Annotated in this window: 21 protein-coding genes and 2 pseudogenes; 9 read left to right on the top strand and 14 right to left on the bottom strand. The window is 40.7% G+C overall.

Annotation, left to right across the window (positions count from 1 at the left end; translation table 11 throughout):
* Window positions 1–81: 81 nt before the first annotated feature.
* The 5 genes from KA717_07375 to KA717_07355 form a co-directional block, all read right to left on the bottom strand.
* Window positions 82–1,578, bottom strand: a complete 1,497-nt coding sequence (locus tag KA717_07375; GenBank protein ID UXE62570.1) for an NADH-quinone oxidoreductase subunit M — start codon at window positions 1,576–1,578, stop codon at window positions 82–84.
* Between the two features lie 100 nt (window positions 1,579–1,678).
* Entirely contained in the window at window positions 1,679–2,314 is a 636-nt protein-coding gene (locus tag KA717_07370; GenBank protein ID UXE62569.1) for a carbonic anhydrase, read from the bottom strand.
* 336 nt (window positions 2,315–2,650) lie between these two features.
* Window positions 2,651–4,498: an NAD(P)H-quinone oxidoreductase subunit F gene (locus KA717_07365; protein ID UXE62568.1), complete on the bottom strand. Its 1,848-nt coding sequence runs from the start codon at window positions 4,496–4,498 to the stop codon at window positions 2,651–2,653.
* Between the two features lie 283 nt (window positions 4,499–4,781).
* Window positions 4,782–5,126, bottom strand: coding sequence for a DUF5615 family PIN-like protein (locus tag KA717_07360; GenBank protein UXE64580.1), 345 nt, complete (start codon window positions 5,124–5,126; stop codon window positions 4,782–4,784).
* 14 nt (window positions 5,127–5,140) lie between these two features.
* Window positions 5,141–5,374 (bottom strand): DUF433 domain-containing protein, encoded by a 234-nt coding sequence (locus tag KA717_07355; GenBank protein ID UXE64579.1) that lies wholly within the window; start codon window positions 5,372–5,374, stop codon window positions 5,141–5,143.
* 427 nt (window positions 5,375–5,801) lie between these two features.
* Here KA717_07355 and KA717_07350 point away from each other — a divergent pair, with 427 nt between their 5' ends.
* From KA717_07350 to KA717_07320, 7 genes and pseudogenes are all read left to right on the top strand, one after another.
* Window positions 5,802–6,983: a site-specific DNA-methyltransferase gene (locus tag KA717_07350; GenBank protein ID UXE62567.1), complete on the top strand. Its 1,182-nt coding sequence runs from the start codon at window positions 5,802–5,804 to the stop codon at window positions 6,981–6,983.
* Window positions 6,984–7,019: 36 nt separating this feature from the next.
* Entirely contained in the window at window positions 7,020–7,835 is an 816-nt protein-coding gene (locus KA717_07345; protein ID UXE62566.1) for a TdeIII family type II restriction endonuclease, read from the top strand.
* A gap of 297 nt (window positions 7,836–8,132) precedes the next feature.
* The gene (locus KA717_07340; GenBank protein UXE62565.1) at window positions 8,133–8,339 is read left to right on the top strand and encodes a hypothetical protein; all 207 of its coding nucleotides are present in this window, start codon (window positions 8,133–8,135) and stop codon (window positions 8,337–8,339) included.
* Window positions 8,332–8,760 (top strand): PIN domain-containing protein, encoded by a 429-nt coding sequence (locus KA717_07335; protein ID UXE62564.1) that lies wholly within the window; start codon window positions 8,332–8,334, stop codon window positions 8,758–8,760. The genes KA717_07340 and KA717_07335 overlap by 8 nt, the downstream gene beginning before the upstream one ends.
* 144 nt (window positions 8,761–8,904) lie before the next feature.
* Window positions 8,905–9,066, top strand: a complete 162-nt coding sequence (locus tag KA717_07330; GenBank protein UXE62563.1) for a hypothetical protein — start codon at window positions 8,905–8,907, stop codon at window positions 9,064–9,066.
* Between the two features lie 134 nt (window positions 9,067–9,200).
* Window positions 9,201–10,261 (top strand): annotated as a pseudogene (locus KA717_07325) (IS1 family transposase).
* A 491-nt stretch (window positions 10,262–10,752) separates the two neighbouring features.
* Window positions 10,753–12,034: pseudogene (locus tag KA717_07320) on the top strand (ISKra4 family transposase).
* Here the strand turns inward: KA717_07320 and KA717_07315 are convergent.
* Window positions 12,007–12,294: a hypothetical protein gene (locus tag KA717_07315; protein UXE62562.1), complete on the bottom strand. Its 288-nt coding sequence runs from the start codon at window positions 12,292–12,294 to the stop codon at window positions 12,007–12,009. The pseudogene KA717_07320 and the gene KA717_07315 sit on opposite strands and share 28 nt — an antisense overlap.
* A gap of 198 nt (window positions 12,295–12,492) precedes the next feature.
* Here KA717_07315 and KA717_07310 point away from each other — a divergent pair, with 198 nt between their 5' ends.
* Window positions 12,493–13,230 carry a dienelactone hydrolase family protein gene (locus KA717_07310; protein UXE62561.1) on the top strand — a complete coding sequence of 246 codons (738 nt, stop codon included), beginning with the start codon at window positions 12,493–12,495 and terminating at the stop codon, window positions 13,228–13,230.
* 70 nt (window positions 13,231–13,300) lie between these two features.
* A complete protein-coding gene (gene proB / locus KA717_07305; protein UXE62560.1) occupies window positions 13,301–14,416 on the top strand; it encodes a glutamate 5-kinase in 1,116 nt (371 codons plus the stop codon).
* Window positions 14,417–14,487: 71 nt separating this feature from the next.
* Here the strand turns inward: proB and KA717_07300 are convergent, their stop codons facing one another.
* From KA717_07300 to KA717_07265, 8 genes are all read right to left on the bottom strand, one after another.
* The gene (locus KA717_07300) at window positions 14,488–15,183 is read right to left on the bottom strand and encodes a CocE/NonD family hydrolase (protein UXE62559.1); all 696 of its coding nucleotides are present in this window, start codon (window positions 15,181–15,183) and stop codon (window positions 14,488–14,490) included.
* A gap of 381 nt (window positions 15,184–15,564) precedes the next feature.
* Entirely contained in the window at window positions 15,565–16,824 is a 1,260-nt protein-coding gene (locus tag KA717_07295; GenBank protein ID UXE62558.1) for an FIST C-terminal domain-containing protein, read from the bottom strand.
* A 15-nt stretch (window positions 16,825–16,839) separates the two neighbouring features.
* Entirely contained in the window at window positions 16,840–17,604 is a 765-nt protein-coding gene (gene cysE, locus KA717_07290) for a serine O-acetyltransferase (protein ID UXE62557.1), read from the bottom strand.
* 112 nt (window positions 17,605–17,716) lie between these two features.
* Window positions 17,717–19,291 carry a CPBP family intramembrane metalloprotease gene (locus KA717_07285; protein UXE62556.1) on the bottom strand — a complete coding sequence of 525 codons (1,575 nt, stop codon included), beginning with the start codon at window positions 19,289–19,291 and terminating at the stop codon, window positions 17,717–17,719.
* 32 nt (window positions 19,292–19,323) lie between these two features.
* Window positions 19,324–20,913 carry a glycosyltransferase family 39 protein gene (locus KA717_07280; protein UXE62555.1) on the bottom strand — a complete coding sequence of 530 codons (1,590 nt, stop codon included), beginning with the start codon at window positions 20,911–20,913 and terminating at the stop codon, window positions 19,324–19,326.
* 241 nt (window positions 20,914–21,154) lie between these two features.
* Window positions 21,155–22,837: a DNA mismatch repair endonuclease MutL gene (mutL, locus tag KA717_07275; GenBank protein UXE62554.1), complete on the bottom strand. Its 1,683-nt coding sequence runs from the start codon at window positions 22,835–22,837 to the stop codon at window positions 21,155–21,157.
* 330 nt (window positions 22,838–23,167) lie between these two features.
* Window positions 23,168–23,590 (bottom strand): hypothetical protein, encoded by a 423-nt coding sequence (locus KA717_07270; GenBank protein ID UXE62553.1) that lies wholly within the window; start codon window positions 23,588–23,590, stop codon window positions 23,168–23,170.
* 7 nt (window positions 23,591–23,597) lie between these two features.
* The gene (locus KA717_07265) at window positions 23,598–25,169 is read right to left on the bottom strand and encodes a GTP-binding protein (protein UXE62552.1); all 1,572 of its coding nucleotides are present in this window, start codon (window positions 25,167–25,169) and stop codon (window positions 23,598–23,600) included.
* Window positions 25,170–25,235 lie beyond the last annotated feature (66 nt).

The following is a 25,235-nucleotide window of genomic DNA, read 5'->3' as shown; positions in this document are numbered from 1 at the left end:
GCGTTTTGATCCCCCCTAGCCCCCCTTAAAAAGGGGGGAATAGATTTTTTTTGAGCTTGCCTTAAAGAGAGGCGAATTTTTTTAAGGTTTTTCGGCAATTTGTTGGGAATATTCAACAATGGGAGTTTGAGCAATTAAATGATCCGTTGTAGGTTGAATCCATTTAACTAAAAAGTTGGGTTGAATGCCAAGAAAGAAAATAATAGCGGTTAAGACTAAAGCGGGGATATTTTCTGAAGGTAAAACTTTAGGATAGTAGGCCAATTTATTATCCAGTTTGCCAAAGCAAGTACGGTTTAGCAAGATAACAAAATAAACGGCTGTTAAACCTGAAGCCAAAATACACAATAAAGTCGGGATAGGAAAAGCGGTAAAACTTCCCTGAAAAACAATAAATTCAGAAACAAATCCGACTAAGCCTGGAATACCTGCGCTGGCCATACCTGCGGTAATTAATAAAGCACTGGTTAAGGGTAATCCTCGAATGGGATTCATTAGCCCATTTAAAACATCTAAATCGCGGGTTCCAGCCTTACGTTCAACGATGCCAACGAGGTGAAATAGGAGGGCTAAAATTAAGCCGTGACTAATCATTTGAGCAACGGCTCCTAGTACGCTTAATTCTGTGCCGGCTGCCGCCGCTACTAAGATATAACCCATGTGACCGATGGAACTGTAGGCAACCATGCGTTTAATATCTCGTTGAGCGATCGCCGCTAAAGCTCCATACATAACCGTAATAGTACCAATAATGGCCAGAATGGGAGAGAGGCTTGCCCATGTTTCAGGAAACAGTTGTAACCCAAAACGAATCACACCATAGGTTCCTAATTTGGCTAAAATTCCCCCCAATAAAATGGCAGTGGCAGGAGACGCTTCAGTATAGGCATCAGGGAGCCAAGTATGCAAAGGAACGAGGGGAATCTTAATTCCAAAACCCACTAAAATCAGAATTAATAATAGATATTTAGTTTGCTCAGAGAAAACTCCTGTGGAGATAGAACCGTAGTCAAATAAACCTTGATTACCGAGCAGACCAATGCCTAGAAAGGCAGCTAATACTAGCAATCCAGAAATGGCGGTATAAAGTAAAAACTTAATGGAAGCATAACCTCGTTTTTCGCCGCCCCAAATAGCAATCATCAGGTAAAAAGGGATGAGTTCTAGTTCATAGAAAATAATGAACAGTAATAAATTTTCTGCCATTAAAGCCCCTGAAATACCCGCATTGATAAATAAAATTAAGGCATAATAAAGCCGCGATCGATCTAAGTTAGGGCCAATACTGTAAATCGCCACCCCTGTTAACAGACCATTGAGAATAATTAACGGTAAGGAAAGACCATCTACTCCCAGGCTATAGGTTAAACCTAGTTGGGGAATCCAGGGGAAATATTCTTGGAATTGAAACTGAGGATTACTTAAATCAAATCGAGAGAGTAAATATAGTGACCAAAAAAGGGTGATAACGGCAAAAACTTCAGTAATTTGACGTAATTTCTTAGCTTCTAAATTGCCTGGGAAAAAACCGACAATTAAGGCTCCGATCAGGGGAATGATTAATAAGGTTGTTAGCATAGTTATTTTAGATGAGGGAGACGGGGAGGCGGGAGACCATAAATTAAAAGTTTATGGTAGGGGCGCAAGGCTTGCGCCCAGTTTTTTTGCTTGTCTTTTACTAACTTAGGATAGCAACCTTGCCCGTATCTAAGTCATAGTAAGCTCCGACAATTTTCAGTTTATCTTTAGCAATTAAATCACTCAGAATAGGTGATTTTTTTAAGGTTTCAACCTGATGATTAACATTAGCTTGAGCAGCTTTATCTACATCGCCAGGCACCTCACTTTTTGGAGCGACACTACCAATATCAATACTCTTAATGAGACTACCAATGGAGCCTGGTAATTCTCCCCCTTGAATCGCAGCTTTAACGGCTCCACAACTGGTGTGACCCATAACCACTAGAACTTTCGCGCCTAACACTAAGGTTCCAAATTCTAGGCTGCCAACGTCTTCAGGGGTGGCGATATTACCCGCCACACGACAGACGAACAAATCACCCAAACCTTGATCAAAAACAATCTCACCTGGTACGCGAGAATCGGCACAACCTAAAATGGCGGCAAAGGGTTCTTGTCCCTTGGCGACTTCGACTAAACGTTCTTTCGTTTGATTGCGATTGGTGCGTTTTTGGTTTACAAAGCGATCATTCCCTTCCACTAACTTTTTAAGGGCTTCATCGGGCGTAATGTCTTTATTTTGAGCATTAGCAACGGGAGCATTAATGAGATTAGAGCCTAAGACTGTTGCCATTAAGCTGGTTCCGATAAAACCACCTCCGTATTGGAGCAGATGACGGCGATTGATAGGGTTAAATTTCGACATTGGTTCTTTTGGGAATAGTTGAGGTTAATAATGAGCTAGAACTGATGATACCGTATTTGATCCCCCCAGCCCCCCTTAAAAATTATCCCCCCCCAGGGCGAACGCATCTAAATTCTAGCCCCTTTATTTGACAAGCCTTTTAGCGTTTCATAAAAAATCAATCATGATCACTGAAACCTTTACCTAGCCTATCGTTCAAAAATAAGATGCGTTTGCCCTGTTATCCCCCCCAGCCCCCCTTAAAAAGGGGGGAGAATATAATAATTAGAAAAATTGATGAAGGAAAGGATAGCTTAATAAGGCTCCAATGAGGGTTAATCCTAAGACAATGGAAAGGACATAAAATTGGGTTTGCCCTGTAACATTGTATTTCAGACTTTGACCACTAAAAAGAGTTACTACGCCAACTAAATTAACGAATCCATCCACAATAAATTTGTCAAACCAATTAACAATGTAGGAAATTCCTCCGACGATCGCCACGATAGTGACTTTGTAGATTTGGGCGGTATAAAGATCGTAGGCAAAGAAATCTTGTAGAGGTTTAATGGGTAACTGAATCGGTTTAGCAATGGCGGGATTAAGATAGATAAAAGCGGAACTACTAATACCAATTAAACTAGAGGCAATTAAAATGCTAGTAAAAGTCAAGTTAATATCGGCAAAATCGGGTAATAAATGCCATTGTTTTAAAATTAAGGGGCTATGTAAAGAAAAGCCTACGGTAATCACCATCGGCACAACTAAGGGCCATAATGCTTCAGGCGATCGCACAGTCATCGGTTTCGGTTTACCGCCAAATATCAAACAAAATTCACGGGTGACACTAAAGGCTGTGAGGGTATTAACAAATAATAAAACACCTAATAAAATGGGGTTTTGTTCATTCCATGTTTCCGCTAATTTCAACCAAGCCCAAAAGTTGCCAAAGGGAGGTAAAGCAATTAAGGAAACAATGCCCGCTAGATAACTTAAGGCAGAGATCGGACGACGCGACCAAAGCCCACCATATTGGGTTAAATCCTGGGTTACGTTATTCCAAACAATGCCACCTACACACATGACTAAGATGGCCATGGCGAGGGTATAGGTTAAGATTAATTGCAAGGCTGTATTAGTTTCGCCCGTTGCCACCGCAATAAATATTAATCCCATGAACGCACTAACGGTATAGGACAAGGAGCGTTTAATATCTATCTGGGCGATCGCAATTAAGGAAGCCCCGATCGCCGTAGTTGCCCCAATGGCCATCATTACCGTTAACGCTAGGGGAGAAAGAGTTAAAATCGGTTGAATTTTAACTAATACCCAAGCACCTGTGGCCACAACTAAGGTATTACGCAAAACGGTAGCAGGTAGGGGGCCTTCCATTGCCTCATCTAACCAAAGATGCAAGGGAAACTGAGCGCATTTACCGAGGGGGCCAGCAATCAAAGCTAGACAGAGTAAGGTCGCCAAGGTCGGGTCAAGATTAGCGGTGGCCGCCCAAGCTGCTAAACCGTGATAGTTCCAAGTTCCCGCCAACGGCAGCAAGGCCACGACCCCCATCAGTAGGATTAAATCTCCCACCCGTTTAGTCAAAAAGGCATCCCTCGCGCCCGTCACTACCAGGGATTGGTTGAACCAATAGCCAATCAGCATATAGGTTCCCAAAGTCAATATTTCTAGTACGACATAGCTAAAGAAAAGGGAGTCACACAGTACTAGGGTGCAAAGTCCCGCCTCAAAGAGAGCCATGAGGGAGAAAAATCTGGCCCAGCCCCAATCCATCTCCAGATAGCCCACCGCATAGATTTGCGCGGCGAGGTTTAAGCCTGTAATTAAGACCAGAGCGGCCACATTGACGGCGGATACTTCAAAGTCGAGGCTAATATCTAAGTTTGCGGCGTGTAACCAGGGAAAGGATAGGTCAATGGCGGGTTTATCCCAGATAAATTTCAATGCTAATAAACTATGCACTAGGGCGATCGCGGTCATGGCAATGCTAATATAACCAGCAGGTCTCGGCCCCGTTTGGCGAATGATGCCTGGCGACCAGGGTATGGCTAAAACTGCCCCTAATAGGGCATAACAAGGTACTAGCCAGACGACCTGGCTGAGGCTCTCTAACATGGATTTTCTCTCAGTCGGAAATAGATGGAATGCTTACGGTGAGTGAGTTTCCCTTATCACCATAGACTTTTAGTTATCTTGTGAGACTTATCATAGAGCAAGGTGAATCATTTGGCAATACCATTTATTCGGATTCGCGATAAGAATCTCTAATTAGGGGGAAAAGTCTGGCTTGGGGGGATGAGGATAAGGGGCGATCGCTAGATAAGCTACCAATTAAAACAAAAGTGATCGCTAATCTTCAACGTTCAATAGTGGAACTTGTAGCGTTTTTATCCCTAGTTTAAATTGGCAAATGACGTAAGCGATAACGGCTATCTTCAATAATCAAAATAGCTCCTTGAATTAAGTTTTCTTTGTACAATGGCAACGATTCTAATAGGCGATCGGCAACAAAATGGGGGATTGTTTTTTGAAGACGAAAGATAACAACGCCGGGTAAATTTTCCCGATTAATAGCCAAAAGTTCACTAAAATCCAGGTCAAATGTCAGAATAATTCGGTTTTCCTGTTTTGCTTTAATCAAAATTGTAGGATCGGGGAGTCGCTGAAGTCCTTGTTCTCGAAGATGAATTGCATCATAATTTTGCTCTCTCAATGCCTGAACTACGGTCATTGACACTCCCATATCTGCCACAAATTTCATGCAGCAGCCTCGTTGATGACGGGATGAATCTCTTCATTAGCTAAAAAGGCGACATATTGCAGCGCAGCTTGAATATCTTCTAATTCTAAATCAGGATATTCCTGAATAATTTCGGTTGAGGTTAATCCATTGGCGACAAGACTTACTACCAACGATACGGTGATTCTCATACCACGAATACAAGCTCGTCCTCCCATGATCTGAGGATTAAAGGTAATTCGATCAAACATAATTGTCAATCTCCTAACGTTTGTTTATCTATTCATCGCTTTTTGATTTTAGCATTATTGGCTAGAAATCCATAATTAAACATCTTGCATAAATCGTTTTCTCCTATCTTTTTAAGGGGATGGCTCAAATGGTACTGTTGCCAAGGATAAAGCAAGCTGTTTCATTAATACTCATTTACCAGATTCGCGAGAGGAATCTCTAATCATGGAGAAAAGTCTGGCTTGGGGAGCGGCGATCGCTAACGACTTCGCTGATAGACCTTACCCATTTAAGAATTGTGATTTATTAACACACAGTTAATTTCAAGATAAAATAGCGTATAATGACTATCGAAGTGATAACAAAAGTTAAATAAATATGGTCAGTACTTTTAACAATCTTAAAAACGATGTACGTTCCAGCACAAGACAGTCGGTCTCAATTTATTTGGGAAAGGGTAAGCCTAGTATCCCCCAAAATGTTACCTTTGCTACTCATTTGGCAGAACTAAATTTGAATTGGACAGAAAGTGATCTACCTGAAAAAGAAAGAACTAAGCACGTCCATCGCTTGCATCCTTATCTAGGTAAGTTTATCCCACAAATAGTTGAAATTTTTTTAAGAAAGTTTTTCCGTCCAGGTCAAACAATTTTAGACCCATTTTCTGGTTCTGGCACGACATTAGTTCAGGCGAATGAACTTGGTATAAATTCTATCGGCTACGATGTTTCTGCTTTTAATATTTTGTTGACAAAAGTAAAAACTAATTACTATAATCTAAAAAATGTTCGTCAAGAAATTTTTGATATTTTGAATAAGACAGAGCAAATCACTCAGTCAGGAAGTCATCAGCTATCTCTTTGGAATAACGATTATACCGTCTTTAATCATCATGCGGCTGGTGATTATTTAATGAATTGGTTTGCTCCCAATTCTAGACATGAATTATTAACCTATCGAGAATTAATTAAGGAGTACAAGAATCAAGACCTTCTTAAAATCATTCTTTCTAGAGCGGCAAGATCCGCACGTCTAACAACCCATTTTGATCTTGATTTTCCTAAAGAACCACAAATAAAACCTTATTGGTGCTACAAACACAACAGAATTTGCTCTCCTACGGAAACAGCTTATCAATTCTTAAAAAGATACAGTATTGACACAATTCAGCGAATTGAAAAATTTGACTCACTACGTACTGATGCCAGCACCTGCGCTTTTCACACTGATAGCCGTGTTGAACAAATCCCATTAATTGATGGAGTGATTACAAGCCCTCCTTATGTTGGTTTAATTGATTACCATCAACAACACAAATATGCTTACGAACTTCTGAACCTTGAAGATTATAAAGAACTTGAAATTGGGTCTGCTCAAAAAGGTTCTAGTAAAAAAGCGCAATTAGAGTATCAAGAATCTATAGCAAAAGTCTTAAATAACGCTACTAAATCTATGAAAGCTGGTGGTTATTTAATTATTATTGCAGCAGATAAATATAATTTATATTCTGAGATAGCAAAAAGGTGTAATCTTGAAGAAGAAGCTATTTTACAACGCCAAGTAAATCGTAGGACAGGTCGTCGTTCTAGTGAATTCTATGAATCGGTATTTATTTGGAAAAAAAAGTAATCTTCCAGCAAAATTATCACTATTGTAGGTAAAACAATGAAAACAGAAATTCAATCAGTAATAAAAGTGATGATGGATAGTGTTCTTTATCGGGTTTTAGAAAAAGATCCATTTTTAAAAGATAAACACAGAGCAGAAAAACCCTTATATGCTGCTTTAGTGCCAGATGAGATATTTAAGTCTTCTCATTTTGAAAGACGTTTTGTTACGACTTTTGGAAAAATTTGGGAAACGCTTGCTGTAGTAGCGGCAAATCAAGGTTTAGGATATGGAGAAAGACAATATCCAATTATGGGAAATATCAGTGAAGAAAAACTTAGACGCATCACGGAAATTTTGAATCATTTAGAACATCGTCAGGTAAACGAAAAAAAAGTTAAACCTGATTGGAATACCGAATTATCTTATATTTTGGAGGATAAATCTCAGGCTACTATACCAGTTAAGATTATTTGTGATGTTTATGCAAAGAACACAACAACTGGCGAGGCTTATTCTTTTGAGTTAAAGGCCCCATTACCAAATAGTGATCAAACAAAGGTTAGTAAGGAAAAATTATTAAAATTATATTGTATGGAACCACGTCAAGTTATGGGAGCTTACTACGCACTGCCGTATAACCCCTATGGAACAAAAGCAAATTATTCATGGAGTTTCCCAGCCAGATGGTTTAATATGAATACAGATGAAGTTGTGCTAATCGGTGATGAATTTTGGGAAAAGATAGGGGGCAGCGGAACTTACCAAATATTTATTGATGCGCTAAACGAAATTGGATTTGAATATAAACAACGAATTTATACAGAATACCTTGGGATAAATCCTCCAGAAGATAACCAATGGTTTTTGTAGTGTAATCGCCGCGATCGCTGGGTGCATTAATGAAATAAAATGCGCCTTTTTGCTGTTATTTATATTTTTTAATTTTATTACCTATGCCAAGCTAACATCCCCCACTCCAAACACAAACAAAACCGATTACAGAAACTTCACCAATTTTTGATCAACTTCCCTTTAAAAATAATCCGTGCGCTCCTTAAATCTCTCTTAATCCCTGTTCTAACCCTCTCCTGATAAGATGAGCAATGGTGCGATCGCTTTTTGTTGACTATTTGCTACTATAGAAAAAACATTAATCATTTCAACGCTATGTATTCCACCAGTCCGCGCCAAGAACTTCTAGAAGCTATCTCCCAACTCAGCGATCGTCAAATTCAAACAGTATTACAATTTATCCAAACTGTTCAAACAAAAACCTCTGTAACCCAAGAAACAAGCGATCCCTTAATTGATTTTGTTGGAGCTAACACTCATGGAAATCTAGCCCAGAATATAGATAACAGCCTTTATGAATAATCGTATTTTTATAGATACTTGGGGTTGGCTAACGCTAAATGATGCGGGAGAACGTCAACATGAACAGGTTGCAGAATTATATCACAATCTAATTGCAGAGAAAACGCTAATTTATACCACAACTTTTGTTCTTGATGAAACATTTACCTTATTTTTTAAACGCTTAAATTCTTATCAAGCCAAACAAGCAATGTTGCAACTTTCTAATGCCTTCAAAACAGAGCAGTTCCATCTAATTCAAATTAATGAAACTCGCTTTAATCAAACCCAAATATTAAGATTAAAATATATTGATAAACCTAAAATTTCTTTTGCAGATTTATCCTCAATGGTTGTTATGCAGGAATTCAATATCCAACATATTTTGACGGAAGATTCTCATTTTATTCAAGTTGGCTTAGGATTCGAGTGTAAACCTTAAGCTTACTCTAAATGTATGACACAAACTTCACCAATTTTTGATTAACTTCCCTTTAAAAATACTTCGTGCGTTCCTTAAATCCCTCTTAATCCCTGTTCTAAACCTCTGCCAATAAGATGAGCAATGGTGCGATACAATTAAAAAATGATTGAAATCCGTCAAACCGAAACCTACTCTCAGTGGTTTAAAAATCTACGCGATTCTCAAGCCAGAGCCAGAATTGACATTCGGATTCGTCGTTTATCGGCACTAGTATCGTCTGATCAAAGTTGGAAAAAGTTATGGTGTAAGGCTTTGAGAAAATAGAAAAATAGTTTAAGACTAGACATCGGCCCGTTTTTATTATACTATTATTATTGTCATTATATCAAAGAAGAAGGAAACAGAAAACAATGTCAATATTAAAGAAAAGCTCTATGGAAATCCTGAATGATGTTGGCTTGTGCCAAGAGAAAGAGGATGCCTTATTCAAGAAAAACTGTCCTCATTGCTATAGTGAAAACGTAAAAATACATTCTCATTATCAAACGAAAGGTAACGGGGAACGTAAAATGTTCATTTGTCAAGAATGTAGTTCTTGTTTTGCTGAGACTTATGGTAGCGTAATCGCTGGCTTAGAAACCCCATTGTAAAAGTATTAAAAGCTAGAATGGAAGGAATAGGATTAAATGCCGCAGTCCGAGTATTCGGCTACGCGAAAACAACAATATTGAATTGGGAAAAGAAATTATCAGGATTACAAGAGACATTATTTTTATACGCCTTAGTGAATGAATTTGTTAAATTAGTAATAGAAGGGGATGAACTATACACAAAAGTTGGAAAAAATAAAGAAGCAAGTGCCTCTGAGGGGTGGACAATCGTGCTCATAGAAAGGGCTAGCCGCTTTATTTGGCATTTAAAATGTGGTCGAAAAGAGCAGAAATTATTTCTAGAGGCAATGATGACAATAGCGGAATTATTTGAAAAAAGTACAGAATCTCTCCAGTTATTTACAGATGGAGAAAAGCGATATAGTCAACTGCTATTTGATATTTGTCACGAAGTATTGAAGACTGGAAAACGTGGTCGTCCCACCAAAGTATTACCGAAGGGTCTTGTGGTAAGATTAAAAAATAAGAGTAGTAAACGTCGAGATTCTGCGGGTAAACTAGAGAAAGTAGAAACTCCGAAACCAGAACATCCTGAGACAACAGAAAAACCAGAAGAAAAGGATGTTCATGCCAATCACGTTGAGGCATTTAATAGTGCTATCCGACGCTATTTATCTGCCTTTCGTCGTCGTACAAATACTTATGCTAAATCTGTTGTGGGATTACAGCGAGTCCTAGATATTTTCTGGATGGTTCATAACTTTATTCGCAGCCATTTTACTACTAGAGAAGTTCCTGCTGTAGCTCTCGGTATAATTCAAAAAGGGTTAACTTGGGAGGCAGTAATTCTAAATTTAGGGTTTCATGACATAAAAAGCCTTATAACAAGAGGGTTGTACAATTCTTAACAATTACAGTGATCGCTGAAACGACGCAAAACCGTTCCAAATTTATTTTTGCTGCTTGGGAGGACTTACTCCAAATTCGCCTGATTTCTTGAACCTCTCGTATTGCAACGTTTGTAGCTTCTGGCTAGACGATACCAGTGCCAGATAAACGGGGGCATCAAGCATAAAATCTAAAAGATGATGCCAGCTTTCAAAGAGCAGATATTTGGTCAAAGAGAGCATGGACAGTTTACTTTTTCCGAACTGTGATAATTTGTCCCATCCATCGCCACTAGCAGATTTCCCCCCAATATTTCATAGACTTTCAAGAATCCCATGCTCCTCAATGCTTGGTAAATCAAACCAAACAAAGGGAATAGACTACTTGCGGCTACCCCGTCCATCGGCTCTACTGTTGGTATTTTTTCCACTCCAAACGGGTGTGACCTTTAGTTGATGAAGGAAAAGAAAAGTGTTAACATGGGATGAAAAGTGACAAAGAGGAAACAATGATGACAGCAAAACTAATTAATGTAGAGGGTTCAAAGATAAAAATAGAACTAACATTAGAACTCAGTCGTTCAATGTTGGATACAGAAATAAATATTCAAAAAGGCTTAAACGAAGTAGGTTGCATCGCCAGCAAAGAAGCCTTGAAATATTTAGATACAGATGGTTCACCCTTAAAAATCGGTGAAGAAATCTGGAAGAGTAAGGGAGAGCAACCGAAAGAATATCAAACACCTTATGGTGAGGTTATAGTGAATCGTCATGTATATCAGCGTTCACCTTTGAGGAAAAACGTATTGCCCCTTAGAAAGAGAAGCAAGGATAATCATAACATCAACGCCATTATTGGCAAAACAGGTATCCTCAAAAATGTCAGGGATGGCAGGCAAAGAGGTGAAAAATGATTTATTAGAAAATCATGGTAGAAAAGTAGCGCTATCCTATATCCAAAGATTGAGTGAAGCAGTAGGAAGTGTGGTACAGGCAAAAGAAGAAGCGTGGAGTTATGCCCCGCCCAAGGAGGATAGCCAAATTGCAACAGTGGGAATAGGATTAGATGGAACCTGTATGCTGATGTGTGAGGATGGCTACCGTGAAGCAATGGTGGGAACCGTTTCCCTATACGATAGTGAGGGAGAACGTCAACCTACAATCTATCTAGGTGCGGCACCAGAGTATGGAAAAAAGAGTTTTCTAGAAAGATTGGAAAGAGAAATTGAGCGAGCGAAAAACCGTTATCCAGAGGCAACATTGGTCGGGATAGCAGACGGGGCAGAATCAAATTGGAAGTTTTTAGAAAAGCAAACGGAAGAACAGATATTAGATTTCTATCATGCCTCTGGTTACTTAGGTGCCTTGGCAGAAGCGTTGCATCCGAATACCGTGTCAAAACAAAAAGAATGGTTGACTGAAAATTGTCGAGAACTCAAGCATGAAAAAGGAAAAGCAGGAGAACTGCTAAATCTGATGAAAGAAGTCAAAGAAGAAAAAAGTCATTCTAAGAATCTTACCGAGAAACTACAAGCGGCGATTACTTATTACGAGAATCATCAGCATCAAATGGATTATGCTGAATACTTAGAGAAAAAGTATCCGATTGGTTCAGGTGTTACGGAAGCAGCTTGTAAGACGTTGGTCAAACAACGATTATGTTGTTCAGGAATGCGATGGAAGGAAAAAGGAGCAGGAATTATTTTGAGCCTACGAGCTTTGGTATTGACCAAGGAACGATGGAGTCAATTTTGGGCAAAACTTGATCAATATGGGTTCCCTGTAGAACCCTGATTACAACAGCTTTTATCAACTAAAGGTCGCACCCCTCCAAACAAGCTCTGAGCATTATCTCGCCCACAACGACTGTGGAGTTGACGTTGATACTCTAAAAATGACTCATTTTGCATAAAAAAGGCAGCAAATGCTCCCCGTATCGCCTCCCTTAGACTATATTTCGTAGCATTACTAGCCGAACGGGGGTCATTTATCTTCGCAATGACCTCGTTTAAACACTCCATGATGCCATCAAAACTTAGGTCGTTTACTTTCATTTCACCCTCTACAAAACAGGCAGAAGTTTCCTTTCTTGTTCATAGGCTCCTAAATCGGGATATTCTTCTGTATTTATTTATACCATTTGAATTTGGAATTGCTGGCGTTTAATTAAGCTATTTTCAATCCCACCATTGGCGATTAAGATTGTTTATTTGAGTCTTTGATTTTTCGGATCAGTCGTTAACTTTCATTTTATGTTAGAAATTACAACCCAATCTATTGCTATTGCCAATGGAGATTTGGCGATCGCGGCCCATTTAGCGATTCCAGTTGAGCCAGGAACCTATCCGGCCATTATTGTTATTCAAGAAATTTTCGGGGTGAATGCCCATATTCGGGATGTAACGGAACGGATTGCTAAACAAGGTTATGTGGCGATCGCTCCAGCCATTTACCAACGCCAAGCCCCTGGCTTTGAAACGGGTTACACAATGGCAGGTATTGAAGAGGGAAAACGTTATAAGACCGAAACTAAAACTGAGGAATTACTCAGCGATTTGCAAGCCACGATTGACTATCTCTATCGTTTGCCCCAGGTAAAACCGATGGGAGTTGGCACGATTGGTTTTTGTTTTGGTGGTTTGGTGGTTTATTTAGGCGCGACCTTGCCAGAGGTGAAAGCAACATCCTCTTTTTACGGGGCCGGTATTGTTACGGGTCGTCCGGGCAGTTCTCAACCGGCCTTGGATTGCACCTCTGATATTAAAGGGACGCTCTACGCCTTTTTTGGAGAAGAAGATCCCAGTATTCCTTTAAGCGAAGTGGATCAAATTGAAGAGGCTTTAACCAATCATCAAATTCCCCATCATGTTTTTCGTTATGCGGGGGCTGATCATGGCTTTTTCTGTGATCAACGGACTTCCTATGATCCCACCTCGGCTCAGGATGCCTGGGAAAAGGTTTTGGAACTGTACAAAACAACTTTGGGTTAGTCAGTTTTGACCATAACAAATTAGCTGTCCTTGGCTTCGTCATCATCTATCTCTCTGCCATCATTTCTTCATGCTTTCCGAACAAACACTAGTTATTAAAATTGGTACATCGAGTTTGACCCAGGGAGAAACGAGCCAATTAGCTCTCTCCACGATCGCCGCTTTAGTGGAAACCCTTTGTCAATTAAGAAAAGCGGGTTATAACATCGTCTTGGTTTCTTCCGGTGCAGTGGGAGTCGGTTGTCTGCGCTTGGAAATGAACGAACGTCCTAAAAAGATGGCCACTAAACAGGCGATCGCGGCGGTGGGTCAGGGTCGTTTGATCCGAATTTATGACGATTTATTTAGTAATTTGGGTCAGGTCATTGCCCAGGTTTTATTAACGCGACGAGAACTGATTGATCGTAATTGTTATGTCAATGCTTACAACACTTTTCAAGCTCTCTTTGAATTAGGCGTGATTCCCATTGTCAATGAAAATGATACGGTGGCGATCGAGGAATTAAAATTTGGCGATAATGATACTCTTTCGGCTCTGGTGGCCAGTTTAGTCGAAGCGGATTGGTTGTTTATCTTAACTGATGTGGATCAAGTTTACTCTGCCGATCCGCGTTTGGATAGTCAGGCCCAACCGATTCATTTTGTCTCCGCCAGTGAATTGGCCCAATTACAGGTAAATGCTGGTAGCCCAGGTTCTCAGTGGGGAACGGGTGGCATGATGACGAAAATCACGGCGGCTCGAATTGCCACTGGTTCAGGGGTCAGAACGGTGATTACTCACGGTCGTCAACCTCAGAATATTAGTAAAATTTTGGCAGGAGAGGCGATCGGAACTCAATTTGAACCCCAAACTCGTACAGAAAATGCTCGCAAACGTTGGATTGCTTTTGGGTTGTTGCCGATGGGTAAGCTTTATATCGATGCCGGGGCGGTGAAGGCTCTTTGTGAAAGTAGTAAATCTCTTTTAGCTGCCGGAATTACCCAGGTGGAAGGAGAATTTATGGCAGATGATGCGATACAAATCTGCAATCTGGAAGGCAAAGAAATTGCGCGGGGTTTAGCTAATTATAGTCGTCAGGAAATCGAAAAAATTAAGGGCCATCATTCCGAAGAAATTGCGGCTATTTTGGGTTATGCTGGGCCAGAAACGATTGTTCATCGTGATAATTTAGTACTTCAAGATTAAGAATAAATCCATCCACGTGGAGCCGTTCCGTTTTTCGCTCCTAGCCCCAAACTTTTGGGAAAAATCACAAATTAAACTGTATTTTCGTTTAAATTCAGACAAAGTTTACTCGTAAAATTTTTGCCTAATTCAATACTGATAGTAATCACTTGCTGCTCTAATAATTGTGCTTCTGCTAAAGCTTTTCCTGTACCCGCGTTAACATTATAGGCCGGAAAGCAAGCACCACTAAGACTCAATCGTAAGCGATCGCCTTTGGGAATTTTAATACAAGTTGCCTGAAGAGAGAGATTGACAACTGCTTGAGACTGATCAATGCGACGATAGCCCTGGCTAATATTATAAACGTTGCCATCGGCAGTCATTCTAGACAAAATGGCACAGAGATCAAAACTTTCGCTATCTGCCTGGACTTGAATCTCGACCATCGGAGAACCTAAAAGGTGTAAATCTGTCGTTAGTGGCTCTGAAGTATAGGTGACAATATCGGTGCGACAATCTAACAGCGATCGCTCAAAAACTCCTCCTGGAAAACTCGCATGACCGCCTAAAGAAGGTACGGGTCGCCAGGGATCATGGACAAAATCATCTGTTACAGGGGTTTCAGTCTCAGGGAGAGTCGTGACTAATTTTCCCGCCTGATTGTTGATAGCGGCTAATCCATTACTATGAAAATAATGAATCTGTTGTTTGCCTGAAGTAAAATTATCGTAATATCGCCATTGATTGCTACCCATTTCAAATAACTTAACGGGCAGATTAGTCATCAAAGCTGAATTTTTCCTTGCTGTAAAATTTTCGTTGATTACATCTGACGCCAGATCGAAAGCCCTATCGTACCGTTTCACAGGATAATCTATCAACGAATTATTTACAGGTACAATTACTCTCTCCTTGGACGGAAAAAGAAGATTTAGGGCAAACCTTGCGGGAAATCAATCAACCGCCTAATAAATGGACGGTCTATGAACAGACAGCAATTCTAAATTTAGGGTTTCATGACATAAAAAGCCTTATAACAAGAGCGTTGTACAATTCTTAACAATTGGAGTGATCGCTGAAACGGCGCAAAATCTTTCCAAATTTATTTTTGCTGTCAAAAAGAGGTTCTCCTTGCCTGAGATTGGCCTATTTAAGATAGTCCAGTCCTATGCTGATATTGGTCTAAAAATAGCAAAAGCAGAAGTATAACCATGCAGAAAAGTTCGATTACCAACGGGGCCAATTTCTCCATTACAGAAAAAGCCACCGAGGGGAACTTGCGTTAAATAACGTTGAAATAATTCCGAGTCAAAATTCGGTTTGCCATAGAGAGATTCGCCACGACCGAGACAGGAAAACAACAAAGCTCCGATCGCCTGGGGACTATTGACCTTCGCACGGTGATAATTTTCTAACAGAAATAATAAATCTTCCCCTGAGGTTTGGGCATCCCGCAGATGCAACTGAATCCGTTGACCTGGACGAACGCGATCGCCGATAGCAATGGCTCCATGACGCGGATCAACCCCCAATAAATTACGAATCAGAAAATCCCCTGATTGCAACGCTAACTTAAACTCATCACGGGCAATGCCAATAAACAGCGAATGTTGGGCCAACTCTCGATCCTTTTCACTCAGCGTTTCCACCAATTCCCGGATAACATCCAAAGGCAATCTGGCCTTTAATTGATTAGTCTTCTCGTCTGGCACTAAAACTTCCGTGATAATATTGCGCTCTCCCTGACTAACTTGGATCGGCTCACCAATGGGACGACAGCCCTGGGCCACAATCGTTTCCACCTGAATATTGCCACTCAGGGCTACCCCAATTGTCCCGAAATGGTTAAATCGAGAACGGGGCAGGGAGAAACAATCAAAAAACAAATTACTCTGATTACTAGCCCCCCCACTGGCCAGACCGCCGATCTTGATTGATTGAGGATAGGCATAATCCAAGCCCTCCAATAGGTCGGTGATGTTCGGAGTAAAGGCATCGGCCAGCAAAATAAAATGGGGATTTTTTTCGGGACTCACCCCTAGCAATTCACTCCAACGTTGGGGAGAACTATCCAGGTCTGGCAAACTATCGGCATCCAGGCGAAAAGGATGAACTTCTACCCCTGGCAAGCAAGCCACTGTCAAGCTCAAAGCCGGACTATTCTCTATTTCTACTACCTGTTTACCGGACTTCATACCAACGATGCCGCCCCCTCCACAACCAATCAACACAGGAAGAGGCATTTTTTCCTGAAGCAAGGGAATAAGGCGAGGATAGTCACTGGCAAAGGCGGAAGACAAAAAGACAATCCCTAAGTCTGGAGACGCGGTTAAGGATCGCTGGACAATCGACACTACCTCGTTCACTGCCGCTTCTAGGGAAGGACGAGTTGATAAAGCATTAGCCCACTGCATAGAAATACTCATGGTTTTAACAATAGGCTACAGTGTTCCCCCCAAGAATTCTTCGATTTCGCGATCGCCGACATGACAAATTTTTTCCCTTTTAACAGCAAAACTTTCTGAACAGGATTGATAAAAATTACTAGAAAAAGTCTCTAATTCCCGTTGACGGGAGGTTTCCAGTTTTTCCATTTGTTCTTCCAAGGCTTCAATACGGTCTAGGAGCAGACGAATAACCGTCGCTTCCGAATCCGGTAAATTGCCATGTTCAAGGGGATTAACCTTCACGCCAGAGCGATGGACGATCCGGCCTGGAATCCCGACCACCGTACAATCCGAAGGGACATCCCTTAATACTACCGAGCCAGCCCCAATCCGAACATTATTTCCTACCGAAATATTCCCTAACACCTTCGCTCCAGCCCCCACTACCACATTTTCACCCAGGGTTGGATGACGTTTGCCGCTTTGTTTGCCCGTACCGCCCAGGGTGACACCTTGATAGATTAGCGCGTAATCACCAATAATCGCTGTTTCGCCAATCACAACGCCCATGCCATGATCAATAAAAACCCCTTCCCCAATTTGGGCCCCAGGATGGATTTCAACTCCCGTTAAAAAGCGAGCGACATGGGACAGTAAACGGGGAATAAAAGGCAGACCCAGGCGATAGAGTTGATGGGAAAAACGGTGAAACAGGAGTGCCTGAAAACCTGGATAGCAAAATAATACCTCCAGCCAGTTACGGGCAGCAGGGTCACGCTCAAAGATGATGCGAAAATCAGCAACGAGGGAAAGTAGCACCAAAAATTATCCTATTGTCTCAAATTGTCTTAGATCTATTTTCCCTATTTTATCTTGCTCGGTTTCATTCTGAACGATCAGCTAGGGTTGATCTATTCCTTCGGGAGATCTTTTAACCTGCACTTCCCAGAATAAAGAGGCTAATTAACGTACCACTATTCCACAAACTATGTAAGAGCATGGAGGCCAACAGGTTGCGACTACGGGCATAAACGGTTCCTAAAACCATCCCTAATATCGCCAGAGGTAAAACTTCCGACAGATTCAAATGGGCGATCGCAAAAACAAAACTGCTCAGAATAATCGCACCGCTCACCGGCAGATAACGGGTTAGGGAAGGTAAGAGAAAACCACGAAAAATAATCTCTTCAAAAAACGGAGCGGCGATCGAAGCGGTAAAGAAAAAGATGATCAAAACCACTTTATCCTGAGCTTCTAGAGCCAGAAATAACAAGGGATTACTGCCCCCTTGACCTTGCCAAAATTGCTGATTAATCAGGGAAACTAGCACAACCAGGGGTAACGCCGTTAAATAACCCCCCAATCCCCACAACCACCACCGACTTTGCCAACGAAAGCTAAACCAATCGGCAGCCAGGGGAAAGAATGGTTTGAGGGAAAAGTACAATACTGATAGCCCGCCCAGGGTCATGGCCAGATAGCTACAGAGAACATAAATGGCTTTTCCGCGTAGGCTCAAACTACTAGCATCCAGGTGAATCAAGCTTAAAATTAAGGGCAAACCAATCTGGCCGAGGAAAAAAAAGCCAATCCCCAAAACTTGCCAAATGATTTCCCAATCCCAGGGCGTTTGCCAGGCGGTTAACGTATTTAATGCTAGAATTGCCTGATCTTTTTTGAGGAACCATTGCAGCAATAAAACTAATAATAAGCCAATCCCCAGACTGCCTCCTAAAACAGGTAGCACACTCAACAGAATTAGTTTAAGGAAAGCTTGCTTGGCCCTTTCTTGTTCCGCTTGCTGTAATTGTTGAAGTTGCGATCGCTCTTGTCTGACTTGATAGAATTGGGTCAAGGCGCGATCGCGGAACCAACCCGATAAATTCTTCTCTAGGATAGCCTGATCATCGGGACTGACTTGAGGCGATTGCTCCCACAGTTGGAGCAGAATTTCAGCCGTTTTTTGAATCGGTAATAGTTGAGAATTGGTTACTTCTAGGGCAATAATATCCTGCCATTGTTGACGCGCTAGTGAATCCTTACCTTGCTGTTGTGCCAATAATCCCAGATTCAAAGCGGCTTTTTGACGATTTAAAGTGACAGTTTGTAAAGAGGCTTGTAGTGCTTTAACCTGGGCCGGATTCGGTTCAGCTATTGAGACAATGTCCTGAGACTCTTTAGCACCACTCACCTCTTGTAACGCCGATAAACTAGCTTGTATTTTTTGCTGATTTTTATCAATTTCGGCGATCGCCACCTGATACTGCTCTGTCGCCACCTGATAGGGATCCTTGCCCAAGAGTAGCAACGCTAAACTGGCTTGATTACTATTTCCCTCCGATTGAAGGATAGTCGCCTCAAGCATTAAATTCGTCTGGGATAATTGCAGGTTAGTTTGTACCTGAGCTTCCGTGAGACTATTAACTAGGGAAAGACAAAACGGAATTAAAGAAATAACGGTAATGAGAATTAATAGTAATCGTTTAATCGTTATTTTAGATTTCATGAAATTTTAATAAAACTAGTAAAAATTGCACCTTAAGGATGGGTTTTAATCAAGATAAATTCCCCTGATTGTCCCAAGTTCTGATAATGTTGGGTACTTATTTTGGCGAGGCTAGTGGCATCAAGGAGGAGATAGCCCGATTTGCGGCTTAAATCCTGGATCGCTTTTTCATCCACGGCTAAAACTTGGCGATCACTGTAAAAATCCAAACTGGTGCGACTATAGGGCATAGAACTATAAATAATTGTATCAGCAGGAGTCTGACTTTTGATCAGTTGGGCAACAGGTTTAACCGCAAAGGCTTCATTGAGTTCCCAATTCCAGAGGGGAGAGAGCATCAGCAGACAAAAAGTACCATACAATCCTAGGATGAGCAGCAAAATAGAACGATATTGATGTTGAAAAAAGTAAAAAGTTGAGCTACCAAAGGTCAAGGCCAAAGCACCAGCAATGAGGATTAAACTGATTTGTTGAGTGACAAAGGTAAAATAAATCCAGCCACCGAGGGCAATTACGGTGCAAAGCAATAACAAATAGCTTAATAGAGAGGGATATTTTAAGTGTGAATTTTTTAAGTGATTGAGATAATTTCCGGTGATTAAGGCAAAGAAAATATAAAAAGGCATGATATACCAGGGTAATTTAGTGGTCATCAGGGAAATAATACCGAGATAGCCAATACTACCCACTAATGCCAATTTTGCCCAGGTTTGAGAGCGCGATGTCGCAGACACACTTAGTGACCGCACTGCCAAAATGCAACCAGGAATAAAGAAAAATAACCAAGGAATAGCATATTTTAATAACTCAATCAGGTAAAACCAGAATGGCCCCGTATTGCCTTCAACGGCAGTGGAAAGACGATCAAAACTTTGGGAGAAAAAGTGAATTTTAACAAAATCCTGACCATAGTGATGAATTTGTAAAAAATACCAAATCAAGGCGGGTAAAAAGCCGATTAATAATCCCAACCATAAATAAGGATTAAGTAGTAATTTAAATCGTTTTTCCCATAAAATAAAACTTAAAAGAATTGCTCCTAAAGCTATCACTAAAACCCCTTTACTGAGGGAAATTAATCCCAATCCAACTCCGACCCCAACTAACCAGCGCGACGATTTAAAGCCTTTTAATAGACAGAAGATTGCAATTAATAGAAAGGTGTTGATCATCCCATCTAGCATCGCTAATCTACCTAAACGGACAACGGGTAAAAGGGTTAGGTAAACTGAGGCAGAGAAAATGGCCCGATAACGCTCAGTCGCAGGCTCTAAAGAGTCTAGTTGTCGTCCAATTAGATAGAGTAAGGGTACGCCTAAAGCCGTAATTATGGCACTGGGTAAACGCGAAGACCATTCATTGACACCACCCCATTGATAGCTGAGATGGATTAACCAAAATAAAAGAGGCGGTTTTAGCCAAAAGGGATGGCCTTGATAGGTGGGATACAACCATTGATGATGGTTAAACATATCTTGAGAAACGGTGGCATAATAGCCTTCATCCCAATCCCGTAGCGGTAATTCACCTAGGGCAAGTAACCAGAGAAAAATGGCTGCTAAGGTAAAAAATATTAGCCAAAATAAATCTGAATTTAATTGAGTTCTATGAGTTTTAAACAAATTTGATAGTCCTGGATAAGTAGCTGTTCTTAATTAAATTAAAGATAGATTTTGCGCTCGATCCCCCTCTGCTCTCTTGATAAGGCTACTGTGTAAACACATCTTGAAAAAGGCAGGCTTTGAGGTTTGATCCCCCTAAATTCTCCAATACTGGTTGACTTAATCCGTTTTATACTCTTTTCCTCCAAAGTTGGGGACAGGGGGCTAAAAATTTAACTTCTTAAAGTGAATGCGGTCTAGTTCACAAACCATGACTTTTCCCGATCATCCAATTACGACGAAAAAAACGAGCCAGAGCAGTTTCCGTTAAGGCCAAATAGATGGGCCTGCCATGAGGACAGGTACGGGGCTGACGGGTCTGTTGCCACTGTTCCAATAGGCTTTGCATTTCTCCTAGCGTTAAGGGGGTACCATTCTTGATCGCTGTTCGACAGGCGATCGCCGCTTGAGCCGTAGCTAAATCTCCCCCTAAACTTAATTCCTGTAAGGCTTCAAGACAATCTTCCCGTTGCACTAAAGGAGCCGGAACTGACCGAACGGCCCAGACTGACTCGCCAAAGAGTTCAATATCAATGCCTAAATGCACCAATTTTTCGACCTGGGCTGAGGTTAAATAATTGAGTAAAAGCGGAGTGGTAATAGGAACACATTGCCAATTTGCCTGTAATTGTTCGTAAAGTACTCGCTCGTGGGCAATATGCTGTTCGATTAGCCAAATTCCCTCACTTACTTCGGCAATAATATAGGTCTGGTTTACCTGGCCGATCGCCTTGAGAGAGATGAGATTAGTTTCTGGCGTTGCTTGGCCGAGTTGACTTTCCAGACTTTGTTCGAGGGGATTAATGCGATAAATCCCGTTAGCTTCGGCGGTTTTCAGTAATTGGGTAACACGCTGTTGTTGTTGGGCAGAAGAGGGATGCAGTTGCAAGCAGGTGTGAACGGCGGTTGTAATTTGCTCTTGCCAAAAGCTCAAGGATTGTAAATAAATTTCTGTTTTAGCGGGGTGACGATTCCAGTCAATTTGATCAGGTTCTATTTGCAAATGTAAAAAACAAACGGGAAAGCGATCGCGAGGTAAGGTGCGATGGAAGGCATTAATTAAAGTTTGTTCCAGTTCAAGACAATGAATCGGGCGTTGATTGAGGGCCACTTTCACCCAGTCAGGACGATGACGATGACAGCGATCGCTTAAGCCAGACCAAAGGGTCAGAGTCCCTGGCCGATTGGGATGATCGGGAATCTCTACCGTACTAGAAAAATGCTGTAGATCCGATGTTTTGACCCCCTTCAAAATTTGCGGCAAAATCTGTCCGGCGGATTGGCCTGGACTCAGGCTAAAACAAAGACGCTCCTTCAGCCAAATTTGCCAGGTGATCTGGGGATGACAGAGGGCCATTTCCTGCACGTATTGTTGAATCGCTTTTATTTGCGGCGATCGCCCCGATAAAGCCTGACGACGCTGGGGGAGATTAGCAAACAAGTTTTTCACGTTTACTAAGGTTCCCACCGCCAGGGCCAAGGATTCCATCCTCTGAACTTCTCCCTGCTGATTGTAGCTGGCTTGCCAACCCACATTTTCTCCCTGGGCTGAACGAGTGGCGATCTCTAACTCTGCTACCTGGCTGAGACTATGGAGAGCTTGGCCCCGAAAACCAAGACTATTAATCTTAAAAAAATCATCTAGGGATTGAATTTTACTGGTGGTATGGGGAAGAGCGCAGATTTGCAAATCCTCTAAGGTCATTCCCTGGCCATTATCAATTACCTGTACTTGCCACTGTTCGGGATTAAGATAAATTCTAAGACGAGTTGCCCCCGCATCGATCGCATTTTCCACCAATTCTCGTACCACTGCGACAAAGGAATCAATCACTTCTCCCGCCGCAATCAAATTAACGAGATCATTCGGTAAAGACTGAATCATGGCTTCCCATTATAAAGAAAAAGTAGCCCCTGAATCTACTTGTTTTGTAATGACACGAATTGCAAACTGCTGTCCCAAGCCACCATGATTCTAAATTTATTTTTGCGGCCCAAGCCATTGACTGATTTAAGTCTGTTTTGAGTACACAATTGGTGCGGCTCTGCGATACAGGTCAAAACAAGTATAGTAATTGAACAATACAAACAAAGAGAGTGATCGCTGTTTAACTTTTCCAGATTGAGTCAGAGGGAATTTAGTTAACTATTATCATCCCACTTTGACAATACAACAGTCTTGTACAAATACAGCGACTAATCTTTTTAGTGAATTTTAGTTTGATTTTTCTACATTATGATAATCTTGAATTTTGTCACGAACTACTTTATCACCTTCGATTTTATCCTGGGCAATATTGTCTCCTCTTTCAGTAGCTTGAACTGTGACAGTCGAGTTTTGAATAAGAACTGAGGCTTTGTGACTTTTGATTGTTTCATCCTCAGATACTTCAGCAATATAAGCTGCAAGAAGATAGAGTTCCTCTTTTAGTTGGTCCAGTTCTTTGCCAGATAAACTATCTTTATCATCAATTTTCTCGACGATCTCTATGATTTGATCTGATATTTCTTCTTTAATGCTTAAAATTTCATCTTCAAGTATATCTCCAATTTGCTGTTGGAAGCTTTCAGATAATTGTTGAACTTTTTTAGAGCGTTTCTGTTTTAGGCGTGTTAATTTATCTTGGATTTTACTCATTTTTAAGCTACTCTCCAAGTTTGGCCAGCCCTTTGCTTATACGCTCTTTTAAATTTTCCCGTTTACGGAGCAGTTTTGGGTCTCTTTGATAAATAGTAAATGGTTCAATACCATTCATTAATAGTTGAACGTCAATTGGCGTTGTCATGCCATCAGGAATAATTTCGCGTATTCCTTCCCTTTCGCAAGCCAAGAGCGTTTGATAGTCAACGGAAAAGTTCGGATGATTTGGAATCGGCACACGTTCTGAGACTTGAAGATTAGCAAAAGTCTCATTAATACTATCCAATTCATAGCGAATGGCAGCGAGGGCATCACGTCTAGTATTGAGTAAGCCAGTTACAAAAATGTTAATTGTTTTTTCTTCAAAATCAGCAACAATTTGAGCGATATTCTCCTTGAATTTTAAAACAACACCACTACGCCAAACAAAATTGTGATCGATAAATTGATTTTGACGTACAATGAAACGAAACACTATACTTTCTGGTAAGAAATCGTAACGATATTGAAATTGCAGAGAGTCATTCCAATCCTGTAGTTCAACTTCTAGAGGAATTTCCTTAGAAAGTAAATTTGGAATAAGAAAACTCTCATTTTTCAGTTCATAACACCACTGAAAAGACTGCATGATGTCGAGAATAAAGCGATGTTTATTCACGGGGTAACGATTACAGTCTAAGATTTTTTTTAGCGAATCGAAAGATACAACACCTTTATCCTCTCTAATTAAACTAGAATCGAAAATCGAATAAATTGCGTCTGTTAACCATTTAAAATTGACAATAATCGTATCACCGAGCCGAGAATTATCAAAATAAATAACAGAGCCGAGGTCATGGAGAAAATTAATTAGCAGAGATTGATCTGTTGATTTAATTAGACCATGTTCGGCACAGATTACTTGATAGTCTTCATAGGCAATATAATCTTTATCTAAATCGCCTAAAGCGGCCTTAATTTCAAACCGGGTTTTTGGCATCAGATCAAAAGTATGAGGAAGAGACGGAATGATTTGTTTGATAAAATTACGTAAACTATCAATTCCTTCACCCGTTAAACAGGAAACTTCAAAAATGCCTTTAATGGTAGGGTATTTAGAGATTAAAGCCTTTCGATTTATATCAAGTGGCTGTTGATCAGATTTGTTTCCTACAATTAAAATAGGGGAATTGCCACCAAATGTTTCTATTATCTTAAGCCAATATTCAACGCGATTTTCTTCTTCTTCAACACGACTGTTCAATACGAGGATATATAAAGTATGTCTAGTTAAAAAAAGCTGATGGGTTGCATAATAAATTTCTTGAACACTAAAATCCAATAAATCAAGCTTAATTGATTGATCGTTTATATTTAACCACCATGATTTAATATCCAGTCGGTCAGTGATGTTTTCGTATGTCTTATTAAAAGTATCGTGTGTTAGTCGTTGAATCAGAGATGTTTTACCAACTGAACCTTGTCCTACAAAAATAACCTTAGCTTCATTCAGAGGTAAAGCTTCATCATCAACAACTTCTGGATTTGATAGTGCAGAATGGTTTGCTACCGCTTGCAATAATTGTTTTTCACTCATTGACTTTTCCGCGAATTTTTTACAAAATTATTATTAAAGACTATTCATCCTAAGTTGTAAATTTAA

Source organism: Woronichinia naegeliana WA131, assembly GCA_025370055.1.
Classification (GTDB): Bacteria; Cyanobacteriota; Cyanobacteriia; order Cyanobacteriales; family Microcystaceae; genus Woronichinia; species Woronichinia naegeliana.
The sequence above is the reverse complement of the archived record's forward strand: the minus strand, read 5'-3'. Positions and strand labels throughout refer to the sequence as shown.

Coding starts and splice junctions, on each gene's coding strand:
- KA717_07355 (UXE64579.1), bottom strand. CDS start 5,374: ATGTTTGATCGAATTACCTTTAATCCTCAGATCATGGGAGGACGAGCT.
- KA717_07340 (UXE62565.1), top strand. CDS start 8,133: ATGTATTCCACCAGTCCGCGCCAAGAACTTCTAGAAGCTATCTCCCAA.
- KA717_07360 (UXE64580.1), bottom strand. CDS start 5,126: ATGGGAGTGTCAATGACCGTAGTTCAGGCATTGAGAGAGCAAAATTAT.
- KA717_07310 (UXE62561.1), top strand. CDS start 12,493: ATGTTAGAAATTACAACCCAATCTATTGCTATTGCCAATGGAGATTTG.
- KA717_07300 (UXE62559.1), bottom strand. CDS start 15,183: ATGACTAATCTGCCCGTTAAGTTATTTGAAATGGGTAGCAATCAATGG.
- KA717_07285 (UXE62556.1), bottom strand. CDS start 19,291: ATGAAATCTAAAATAACGATTAAACGATTACTATTAATTCTCATTACC.
- KA717_07270 (UXE62553.1), bottom strand. CDS start 23,590: ATGAGTAAAATCCAAGATAAATTAACACGCCTAAAACAGAAACGCTCT.
- mutL (UXE62554.1), bottom strand. CDS start 22,837: ATGATTCAGTCTTTACCGAATGATCTCGTTAATTTGATTGCGGCGGGA.
- KA717_07345 (UXE62566.1), top strand. CDS start 7,020: ATGAAAACAGAAATTCAATCAGTAATAAAAGTGATGATGGATAGTGTT.
- KA717_07295 (UXE62558.1), bottom strand. CDS start 16,824: ATGAGTATTTCTATGCAGTGGGCTAATGCTTTATCAACTCGTCCTTCC.
- KA717_07365 (UXE62568.1), bottom strand. CDS start 4,498: ATGTTAGAGAGCCTCAGCCAGGTCGTCTGGCTAGTACCTTGTTATGCC.
- KA717_07335 (UXE62564.1), top strand. CDS start 8,332: ATGAATAATCGTATTTTTATAGATACTTGGGGTTGGCTAACGCTAAAT.
- KA717_07375 (UXE62570.1), bottom strand. CDS start 1,578: ATGCTAACAACCTTATTAATCATTCCCCTGATCGGAGCCTTAATTGTC.
- KA717_07315 (UXE62562.1), bottom strand. CDS start 12,294: ATGAAAGTAAACGACCTAAGTTTTGATGGCATCATGGAGTGTTTAAAC.
- proB (UXE62560.1), top strand. CDS start 13,301: ATGCTTTCCGAACAAACACTAGTTATTAAAATTGGTACATCGAGTTTG.
- KA717_07330 (UXE62563.1), top strand. CDS start 8,905: ATGATTGAAATCCGTCAAACCGAAACCTACTCTCAGTGGTTTAAAAAT.
- KA717_07370 (UXE62569.1), bottom strand. CDS start 2,314: ATGGCAACAGTCTTAGGCTCTAATCTCATTAATGCTCCCGTTGCTAAT.
- KA717_07265 (UXE62552.1), bottom strand. CDS start 25,169: ATGAGTGAAAAACAATTATTGCAAGCGGTAGCAAACCATTCTGCACTA.